Source organism: Phyllobacterium calauticae (genome assembly GCF_019991125.1).
In the GTDB taxonomy this organism is placed as follows: Bacteria; Pseudomonadota; Alphaproteobacteria; order Rhizobiales; family Rhizobiaceae; genus Phyllobacterium; species Phyllobacterium calauticae.
Genome location: NZ_JAGENB010000014.1, coordinates 47,428 through 57,202, shown reverse-complemented (window position 1 = coordinate 57,202; position 9,775 = coordinate 47,428). Strand labels below are relative to the sequence as shown.

Here is a 9,775-nt window from a genome sequence, read left to right as displayed (position 1 = left end):
ACGCTCAGTAACGCCATGTCGATCACTCCAGTGCCCCCGCTGAAACCACAGGGGATGATTGAAACATGGGTCAATTCTCAGTGATATTTTCCCGCAATCCCGGGTCAGCTCTCAATGCAAATCAACAACAATTGCGACCTGTGCCTGGCTCTCCGGTAGCGTCCATCCCACATTCACGAAGTTCTATCATCCCGAACAGGTGGTTTCGGACCGGGGCCTGTTTGCAGCTGTAAAGGCGAAAAGCAAGGAGAACTATTGGGACCACCTCCAGGAAATGGACCGCATCATGGAAGGTCGTACGTGGATGATGGGTAGTCATTTCACTGTCGCTGATCCATACGCTCTGGTGTTCTTCTCGTGGGGACGCGATCTTGGGCTGCCGATCAGCGACCTAACCAATCTCATGGCCCTGAAAGACCGTCTGATTGAGCGGCCGGCAGCCCGTCGGGTGCTTGAGAAGGAGAAGAGCGTCCTACTCTCATTGTGAGCGGTTGGCTTATGCCAAGTTGATCACCACGGCCGACTACGCAGATCTCTTAGGTGATTACCAAAAAAGATGGCATCTATGGCAAATCGAAAAAAGCTGGTGATACCGCTCCAGCTTGTTCATTGACAGGCTAGCCCGAGTACGCATGAAACGTAGCGGAATGCGGAAGTACCGAGCACATTATTGAGGAATCGCTACATGCAGCCCTTCCAGATCAGTATTGCCGACGAACAGATCCAGGATCTAAAAACACGCGTGCGCCAAACGCGCTGGCCGGGTTCGATATTTCAGGACGGGGACGAAGATGGCGTGAGCCTCGCACTCGTTCAAAAGCTTGCAGCACATTGGTCGGACGAGTTTGATTGGCGCACGAGGGAGGCGCAATTGAACAAGCTGCCTCAATTCATCGCCGATATCGATGGACAAGACATTCATTTTATTCACAAAAAGGGCGTGGGACCGAATGCGCGACCCCTTATATTGACGCACGGCTGGCCGGGCTCCTTCGTAGAGTTCGAAAGAGTAATACCACTGTTGACGGACCCGGGCTCACACGGAGGTGACCGGTGCGATGCATTTGACGTTGTGGTGCCTTCGCTCCCCGGCTTCGGCTTCTCAGCACCGCCAAGGCAACCTGGATTGAATGCCCGGCGGGTTGCCGGACTTTGGCAGAAGCTGATGCTTCAACTTGGTTATGAGCGATACTTTGCGCAAGGTGGCGATATCGGAGCAGGAGTATCGGCCTGGCTTGGTGCTCTCTATCCGGGCTCCGTCGAAGGGATTCACTTAAATTACATTCCCGGAAGTTTTCGACCGCCATTGGGGGCGGATTATCCCGCCATTACAAGTGAGGAACAGCAATTCCTGGAGCGGGCCACAAAGTTTGCGAGTATAGAGGGAGCCTATTCACTGCTGCAGGCGACCAAGCCGCAGACGCTCTCGTTCTCTTTGTCAGATAGCCCGGTCGGTTTGCTGGGCTGGATGGCCGAAAAGTTTGCGAGTTGGTCCGACTGTGACGGCAATCTGGAGACGGTGATATCTGCAGATGTGTTGCTCACGAATGTATCGATTTACTGGTTTGGAAACACCATCGACTCGTCCCTTCGCATGTACAAGGAAAATCGGCTGCAGCCTTTTTCGTTTCCGGATGTCTCAAACGTACGCGTGCCGATGTCGTTCGCACATTTCCCGAAGGAATTACCGACCCCGCCGCGTTCATGGGTCGAGCGCGTATTCGATGTGCGCCGATGGACAGATATGGCGAAGGGCGGCCATTTCGCCGCGCTTGAACAACCCGAGCTCTTAGTCCGCGATATTCAGGATTCATTCCGCGTGTCTGGCGCGCCAATAGCCGCCGCGGCGATTTGAATACACTAATAGCGTAACGGACGAAGCTTTGCGAAGGGAGCATAAGCGTTTGTGGGGCAGTCAGGCGGCGAGTGCTGCTTCATCGTATGCTTGATTGTCGTTTGCCACGAGAAACTAACGTGGGCATCCATATCGAGATCGACGGCGGCACGAGCCAGCGACCCGAGGCTGTATGGATCTGGATTACGCCCGATGCGGCATAGATGAGTTGGGATCCTCGTGCGTGTGAATCTGTTTGTGCTGTATGAGCCTTATCAATGGCCCGAGAGACTTCCTGCACCATTCGATAGCGCGTCACACGTTAAGGCAAAGATACTTTACCTCGACATAATCCTCGATCCCGTATTTTGACCCTTCGCGGCCCTGGCCGGACTGCTTGATGCCGCCAAACGGGGCGACTTCAGTGGAGATCAGGCCAGTATTGATACCGACCATGCCATATTCTAGCGTCTCTGCCACACGGAAGATCTTCGACATGTCTCTTGACTAGAAGTAAGATGCCAGGCCGAATTCGGTGTTGTTGGCCATTTCGATGACCTCTTCTTCTGACTCGAACCTGAATAGCGGCGCCACCGGACCGAATGTCTCCTCGCGCGCGACCTTCATCTCCGTGGTCACGCCGGTCAGGATGGTCGGCTGGAAGAACAGACCGCCCTTGGCGTCCGGCTTGCCGCCAACCGCAACCTCGGCGCCTTTTTCGAGCGCATCAGCAATATGCTCGGCGACCTTCGCCATGGCTGTATCCGTGATCAGCGGGCCCGCGTCCACACCAGGCTCGAAGCCATCGCCGACCTTCATAAGACCGACCTTAGCGGAGAGTTTTTCGGCAAAGGCGTCATAGACGCCAGAATGGACATAAAGGCGGTTGGCGCAAATGCAGGTCTGGCCGTTGTTCCGATATTTCGAGATCATCGCGCCTTCCACCGCCGCATCGAGATCGGCGTCGTCGAAAACAATGAAGGGCGCATTCCCACCAAGCTCGAGACCGAGCTTCATGATCTGCTTGGCGCCTTGGCGCATCAGTATCTTCCCGACCTCGGTCGAGCCGGTGAACGTAAGCTTGCGGACCTTCTCGTTCTCGGTGAACTCCTTGCCAACCGACGACGAATCCGTCGAAAGGATGATGCTGAAAATACCAGCCGGAACGCCTGCGCGCTCGGCAAGAAGCGCGAGCGATAGCGCCGAGAGAGGCGTTTCGGCCGCAGGTTTGGAGACAATGGCGCAGCCCACAGCCACGGCCGGTGCAAATTTGCGAGCCAGCATGGCATTGGGGAAATTCCACGGCGTTATTGCCGCAACGACTCCCACCGGCTGCTTGATGACGATGATGCGCTTGTCCTGCTGGTGACCGGGAATGGTGTCGCCGTAAACTCGCTTGGCCTCCTCGCCGAACCACTCGACATAAGACGCCCCGTAGAGCACTTCGCCCTTTGCTTCCGCTAGCGGTTTGCCCATTTCGATCGTCAGGATCGCTGCGAGATCGTCTGCATTTGCGACAATCAGGTCGTAGAGCTTGCGCAGCACGACGGCGCGTTCCTTACCTGTCTTTTTGGCCCACTCCTTTTGGGCCTTGTAGGCCGCGTCGATGGCGCGGGCCGTCTCCGCACGGTTCATATCTGGCAGCGTGGCAATCACCTCGCCATTGGAGGGGTTGGTGACCTCGAAGGTCTGGCCGCTATCGCTCTTAGAAATCCACTCACCGGCGATGAGCGCCTGGTCGATGACGAGGGACGGATCCTTGAGCTTGGAGATCAGGGTCGGGGAAATGGTCATGGATCAAACTGCCTCTCTGGCACATTCGCGAAGCATTTCTTCGAGGATGTCGAATGCTTCAGCAAATAAATCGTTTTGGATGGTGATCGGGCGAGGAAACGAATGACATTGCCGTAAACGCCGCAAGTCATCGCCGGCTTCTGGGGGTCGCGCCCCCTCTCATGTTCCTTCGGCTTGCACAGCCGACTTGAAGCTGGTGGGTTTGGTGCCGGTGGCCGGGGCTGGTCGTTCCTGAGTAGTATGATCGTTACTGTGCAGGGACATTTGCTCTTTATCTCGTGTTTGGTGCGTATTCGAGCAAGATCTGGTTGGGTGCTCTGGCGGGCATTTGGCATGGCCAGCTCACTTCGCCTGCTGCCTACCGTACAGTCCGATAAGCTGCTTGAGCTCGTCGTGCGGCAGGCCGAACAAGGTGTAGCCGTCCGCACCCGTCATCGTGTCTGCGGCCACCAGGGCGTTGACGATCGCCTCCTCCGTGGCTTCCACCGTTGCTTGGAATACAGGATCGAGCTTTCCCGTGGCCAGCATCGGGCCTTCGTTCAGCTGCTCGTCGGGCACATCGTTCGCGGCGGAGGTCGTCGAGAAGGATACGATCAGGTCACCGGACCCATTGCCAGAAAAAGACCCGAGGCGCCCGAGGCCAAGCGAAGCGCGACGCGCGACGCGATTCAACTCTATTGAACTCAACGGAACATCAGTTGCCACAACGACGATGATCGACCCGTCGTCCGGAACTGACTTCCCACCGCTGCCGTCGGCTTGGCACTCCGGCTTCTTTTTCTCGTCTGATTGGCCCGGCGCGTAGCAGGGTAGCCACTTTGCGTTCAGCTCATGACCGACCGGAACCCCCGAAATACGTAGAACCTCGCGCGCGCCCGTGTTGCATTGGACGAGCACCCCCACAATGTAGGGCTTTTTGCCGATAGAAATCGTCCGCGACGCTGTCCCGATACCGCCCTTGAAGCCGAAGCAGCGCATGCCGGTGCCCCCGCCGACATTGCCCTCGGCGACGGGGCCTCCATTGGCGCGGTCGATCGCCTCCATCGCGTGCTCCGGCTTGACGTGGAAACCCTGGATGTCATTTATCCCGCCGTCCCACGTCTCCCCCACGACCGGCGTCACAGCCTCGCCGAATTTCTGGGCGGACCACCGCTGTATGCCGGCATAGACCTGCCCGATGGCGTTGGTGTTGGAAATGCCAATGGGGCCATAAACGAGGCCGAGGTCCTGCAGGTAGGACTGGCCGGTCATTTCCCCATAGCCATTCAGGTTGAAGAAGCCGCCATTCACCGGCTTCGAACTGGCGTGGCCTCTCGGCAGAACGACAGTCACGCCTGTCCGGACCGGACCTTGCCCTACACTGGTCCGCCCCTCCCCTTCGATCAAGGTGACGTGACCGACCTCAACGCCAGCAACGTCGGTAATCGCGTTGAGCTTGCCCGCCGTCCCGTCGAATTCAACGCCCAAGTCGCGGGCGCGCTCCTTGGAAGCCGCCATGCCGCTCGCCAGCGATGCCGCAAGCAGAACCGAAATGAATGTTTTGTGCACTGCAAACCTCCCAAAGCCGTGGTTTGGAAGACCTTACAGCTGCTGAAGAACAGACAAATAGCGGCCCGGAGGATATTGCATCGGATTGGTCGATGTAACACGGTATGGTTCTCCTGCAGTAACGCCCTTCTCTACCCCGGCGCCTCGCCACTTCTACCCACTCCGCCTCGACATTGATTATCGGCATATAACTGAGTCTCAAATGGGAAAAGTAGAGCGCGTTCCGGTTGACCCATTGCACGGCTCTCCAGAAAAGGGTGATTCCCTGACCGTCAAGGTATCTGTCACCGATCGTCCTGTTCCCCCACGATTTTTGGCTCAAGACGGGGACTGACTTTGGACTTCCCGCCCAGCCGCTTGGCGCTAGTCGATTGTCGATTTAGCGACAGTTTCTGGTGGTCGCGACCTTCTCACCGCATAGGCTTTGTAAAGGTCTATGGGCACTGCTCGCCCACACGGGCCGCCGCGAGTTGATGGATACATCTATATTCGCGATGTATGCGCACCATATTGCGGGTTTATCTTCCTGAAGACTGTCCTCACTAATCCAACTCATGTGGTTAGGTGTCAGGAGGTATGCTGCATGGAGTTATTAGGTTTCGGTGCTGGTGGGTGGGGCTGGTCGTTCCTGAGTGGTCTGGTCGTCACTCTAGAAGTGGCAATCCTTGCCTTACCGCTGGGTCTGTTTTTGGGCCTCATGATCGCGTTGGGTAGGCGGAGCAAATCACGCCTCCTCAGGATTGCATCGATCGGCTACGCGAGTGCATTCCAAGCGATCCCGGAATTGCTGACTATCTTTGCAATATACCATGGTTGCTCTCAACTCATTCAGCTTTTGATGTCGCAACTCGATGTTCAGACGGCGTGGACCGTTCCGGGTGTTGGGGCAGGCTCGTTCGCTCTCAGTCTTGTGTTCGCCGCCTACTCAAGCGAAATATGGTTGGGTGCTCTGGCGGGCATTGGGCGAGGCCAGTACGAAGCAGCATTGTCCCTCGGGCTTCCGGGCATCGCATCCCTCCGGAATGTCATATTGCCCCAAGCATTTCGGCTCGCTCTTCCTGGACTCGGTAATCTTTGGATTATCCTCCTGAAAGATACCGCTCTTGTCTCGCTGATATCCGTCTCCGATTTCATGAGACAAGTGAACTTGGCTGTTGCCGCAACGCACAGATACTTTGTTCTCTATCTATTCGCCTGCCTGGGTTACATCGTCCTGACAAAGATATCGGAGTTTGGTCTCGAACGGTTGAATCTGAGAACAAGCCGTCATCTTGTGAGGACGGCATAACAATGGATACTTCCCTTGTCATAGAAAACGCAGGTCGTCTCTACGATGGTTTCAAGCTAACGCTTGCACTGGTAGGGTTGTCTGCCACTTGTGCCGCAATCATAACCGTTCCGCTGGTTTTGGGATTGCGCTCCAAGGCGTGGGCACCGCGGGCCTTTTCCAACACCTATGTCACCTTCTTTCGCGGTTCACCGCTCGTGGCTCAACTTTTCCTACTCTACTATGGGAGTGGCCAGTTTCGATCCGTATTGGAGGGTCTCGGCGTCTGGTGGCTTTTCCGCGACGCCTTCTTCTGCAGCGTTCTCGCATTTGCCCTCAATTCAGCAGCCTATACCGCCGCGTTGGTAAAGGGAGCGATCGACGCACTGCCCGAGGGGCAATGGGAAGCCGCGACTGCCCTTGGGCTTGGTTGGGTCGCCACGCTCCGAAAGGTAATCATGCCACAAGCCATAAGGCGAGCCCTACCGGGTTATGGAAACGAGATCGTTCTTCTGATCAAGGCTAGTTCCATTACGATGGCAGTGACGCTTTATGAATTACTTGGAGTTGTCAAGGTTATATACTCACGTACTTTCGATATTAGTATCTATATTTGGGCAGCATTAATCTACATTTGTATCGTCTCCGCCATCAGGCTCGCCTTCAGGTTTTTGGAGCAATCATTTTTTCGATGGTGACCACTTCGGTGCTGAATCCGAGGCCGATGGCAATGGGATCGGCACATGAACTGAATGAACACTAGAGGGCGGCAATTAGGGTGTGGCCTAAGCCGGCTCAGAAAACAAGCAGTAGTTAAAATGGGAGAATCAAATGAAACCGGTAAATGATTACAAAGTGCTGCTCGCAACGGCACTGCTATCGTTCAGTATCACATCCGCAATGGCTGAGCAGCGTATACTCAAGATTGGTACCGACGGCCTTTATCCGCCCTTCAGTGTTGTCGACAACGCAGGCAAGGTGACCGGTCTCGACATCGAAATCGGCAACGCAATCTGCGCCAAGCTCGGCGCAAAGTGCCAATGGACAGCACAGGACTTCGAAGGTCTCATCCCTGCTGTCCAGAATGGTCGTTACGATATGGTTATTGCATCGCACTCGATCACAGACGAGCGCAAGAAGGCGGTGGACATGATCAAGTACTACAACAACAGCGCGAGCTTCCTGGTGCCGAAGAATAGCGATGGGTCTGACCTGTCACCGGCTGCGTTCGCAGGAAAATCAGTGGGGGCCCAAACAGCAACCGTCCATGCTTCCTATCTCGAGAAAAATTTTTCAGGGTCGACGTTGAAATTTTATCCTTCGCAGATTGAAGCCTACGCCGATCTTAGCGCAGGTCGCATTGATGCCGTGATGGGCGACACACCGACTCTCTATACATGGGTACAAGGCGAGGGAAAGGATTGCTGCAAGATTTCAGAGGCAAAAATTTCGGACCCATCCATTGGAGATGGGGCTGGGATAGTCGTCAAGAAGGACAATGAGCCTTTGCATTCGGAGGTACAGAAGGCCGTCGACTTGATGTGGTCAAACGGTGAGTTTGACGCGCTTTGGGCCCAATACTTTCCTTTCCGAATCGGAAACGACAAGTGACCAAGGGTTCTCGCGCAATGAGCAGCTCGTCTCATGCCCAATCCTCTGGTACCGAATGGCGCCGCGAGGCTGTGCAGGGAAATTACGCAGAAAGGGCCCCCACCGATCCAGGGGGTCCGATTCGGATATGGCTATACGCAGATCGCATTTCATACCGACGAGGCGAGCCTATTCGAATTTCGGTCAACACTAACGCACAACGCTATTCGCTCGAAATATACCGGGACGGCGCGCATCGTCAGGAGGTTTTTCGCCGTGAGGGCATTTCAGGCATCTGGTCTGCCACAAACGCCAATTGTTCAGAGATCGGCTGCGACTGGCCGGTTTCGGTGATCGTACACGATACAGAAAAATGGCGTTCCGGCGGATTTGTTATCAAGGCTTTCGTTGAATCCAGCGGTGATGGTGTTGTCGCCGAGAGTGAGCATGTCGTCATCATCGGCCCGGATCGTCAAACGCTAACGCGCGGGATCAACGACAGGTTGCTTCTGGTAGCGGCAACGGCCACATGGACGGCCTATAATGATTGGGGCGGTTCCAATCATTATCAGGGCTTGTTCGGGCCTCAAGGAAATGATTTCTCGCCGCGTCTTAGCGTCCAGCGACCTTACGCCCGTGGTTTCGTCAGCATTCCCGATGAGGCTCCACGCGCAGTTCTGCTGGATCAGCCCGGGATCCTGGAAGAACCGGAATATCCACACATGGAGTGGGCCTATTGTAATGGATACAGCAAAAAATATGTCTCAGCAGGATGGGCAAGTTTCGAACGACGATTTGTGATTTGGGCTGAGGAAGCGGGCTATCAGGTTGACGTAATATCTCAGACAGATCTGCACGACGATCCAACTATTCTGTCCGGTTACCGATGTGTGGCAACTATTGGCCATGATGAATATTGGTCTTGGGAAATGCGCGACGCGATCGATGCTTATGTCGAACACGGCGGACGTATCGCGCGGTTTGCTGGAAATTTCATGTGGCAGATCCGCTTAGAAAACGATGGGAATACGCAAGTCTGCTACAAATATACAGCTCGTGAGCGAGACCCATTGATGAAGACGGGGCCAAGGCATCTTGTGACGGAGTCCTGGGAAGCTGGCGAGATAGGGCGGCCCGGCGCCTCAACATTCGGCCTTAACGCTACCCAAGGCATGTACGCGAGTTGGTCTGGGTGCTCACCCCGTGGTGCCAAAGGGTTTCCCCTGTATCGTCCAGATCACTGGGCTTTCGCGCAAACCGGCTTGTATTATGGCGACGTCATCGGCGGCCAAAGCGGCATATTTGGCTATGAGGTCGATGGGATCGGCTATGAAATCCGCGGCGGCCTGCCATTCGTTGCTCCAGGTGAAGTAGCGCCGGCCGGTATGGAAATACTGGCGTTGGGCCTATCATCGACCATCGAGGAGGGAGAAATGATCAGGCCTGGTCACACATTTCTAGGGCGGGAAGACGCAGAATATGTGGCTATGGTTCTGACCGGGTCGGCAGACCCTGTAAGCATTGAGAAAACAAAACGGGGATGTGGAGCGATCGTTCACTTCCAGAGCGGAAAGGGGCAGGTCTTCCATGCCGGAAGTTCGGATTGGATAATGGGACTAGTCCGTGATGACCAGATCGTGATGCAGATCACCAGGAACGTGCTCGATCGGTTTCTGGCGCCGTAACAGTTCAGCTGCGTGAGAACGCCGCTGAGAGAACCTGTCGTCGTGTGCATAACGATC

7 protein-coding genes and 1 pseudogene are annotated in these 9,775 nt (G+C 55.4%); 6 read left to right on the top strand and 2 right to left on the bottom strand.

The annotated features are described in order from the left end of the window. Window positions 1-58: 58 nt before the first annotated feature. Together J1W56_RS25175 and J1W56_RS25170 are read left to right on the top strand one after the other, a co-directional pair. Entirely contained in the window at window positions 59-487 is a 429-nt protein-coding gene (locus J1W56_RS25175) for a glutathione binding-like protein (RefSeq protein WP_223616024.1), read from the top strand. 198 nt (window positions 488-685) lie between these two features. Then, on the top strand, window positions 686-1,855 hold the full coding sequence (locus tag J1W56_RS25170) for an epoxide hydrolase family protein (RefSeq protein ID WP_223616023.1): 1,170 nt from the start codon (window positions 686-688) through the stop codon (window positions 1,853-1,855). 294 nt (window positions 1,856-2,149) lie between these two features. On the opposite strand, the pseudogene J1W56_RS25165 reads toward J1W56_RS25170, so the two are convergent. Both J1W56_RS25165 and J1W56_RS25160 read right to left on the bottom strand, forming a co-directional pair. Next, window positions 2,150-3,628 (bottom strand): annotated as a pseudogene (locus tag J1W56_RS25165) (NAD-dependent succinate-semialdehyde dehydrogenase). Between the two features lie 342 nt (window positions 3,629-3,970). Continuing rightward, window positions 3,971-5,176: a DmpA family aminopeptidase gene (locus tag J1W56_RS25160; protein ID WP_223616022.1), complete on the bottom strand. Its 1,206-nt coding sequence runs from the start codon at window positions 5,174-5,176 to the stop codon at window positions 3,971-3,973. 583 nt (window positions 5,177-5,759) lie between these two features. Here J1W56_RS25160 and J1W56_RS25155 point away from each other — a divergent pair. The 4 genes from J1W56_RS25155 to J1W56_RS25140 all read left to right on the top strand — a co-directional run bounded on the left by J1W56_RS25155 (window position 5,760) and on the right by J1W56_RS25140 (window position 9,718). Further along, window positions 5,760-6,464, top strand: coding sequence for an ABC transporter permease (locus tag J1W56_RS25155; RefSeq protein WP_223616021.1), 705 nt, complete (start codon window positions 5,760-5,762; stop codon window positions 6,462-6,464). A 2-nt stretch (window positions 6,465-6,466) separates the two neighbouring features. After that, window positions 6,467-7,141 (top strand): ABC transporter permease, encoded by a 675-nt coding sequence (locus J1W56_RS25150; RefSeq protein ID WP_223616020.1) that lies wholly within the window; start codon window positions 6,467-6,469, stop codon window positions 7,139-7,141. A gap of 133 nt (window positions 7,142-7,274) precedes the next feature. Beyond that, window positions 7,275-8,054, top strand: coding sequence for a transporter substrate-binding domain-containing protein (locus tag J1W56_RS25145; RefSeq protein ID WP_223616019.1), 780 nt, complete (start codon window positions 7,275-7,277; stop codon window positions 8,052-8,054). After that, the gene (locus J1W56_RS25140) at window positions 8,051-9,718 is read left to right on the top strand and encodes a N,N-dimethylformamidase beta subunit family domain-containing protein (protein WP_319025578.1); all 1,668 of its coding nucleotides are present in this window, start codon (window positions 8,051-8,053) and stop codon (window positions 9,716-9,718) included. Before J1W56_RS25145 ends, J1W56_RS25140 begins: the two co-directional genes overlap by 4 nt. Window positions 9,719-9,775 lie beyond the last annotated feature (57 nt).

Excerpts from the sequence above, each read along its gene's own strand:
- J1W56_RS25145 (WP_223616019.1), top strand. The coding sequence starts at position 7,275 with ATGAAACCGGTAAATGATTACAAAGTGCTGCTCGCAACGGCACTGCTA.
- J1W56_RS25155 (WP_223616021.1), top strand. The coding sequence starts at position 5,760 with ATGGAGTTATTAGGTTTCGGTGCTGGTGGGTGGGGCTGGTCGTTCCTG.
- J1W56_RS25150 (WP_223616020.1), top strand. The coding sequence starts at position 6,467 with ATGGATACTTCCCTTGTCATAGAAAACGCAGGTCGTCTCTACGATGGT.
- J1W56_RS25170 (WP_223616023.1), top strand. The coding sequence starts at position 686 with ATGCAGCCCTTCCAGATCAGTATTGCCGACGAACAGATCCAGGATCTA.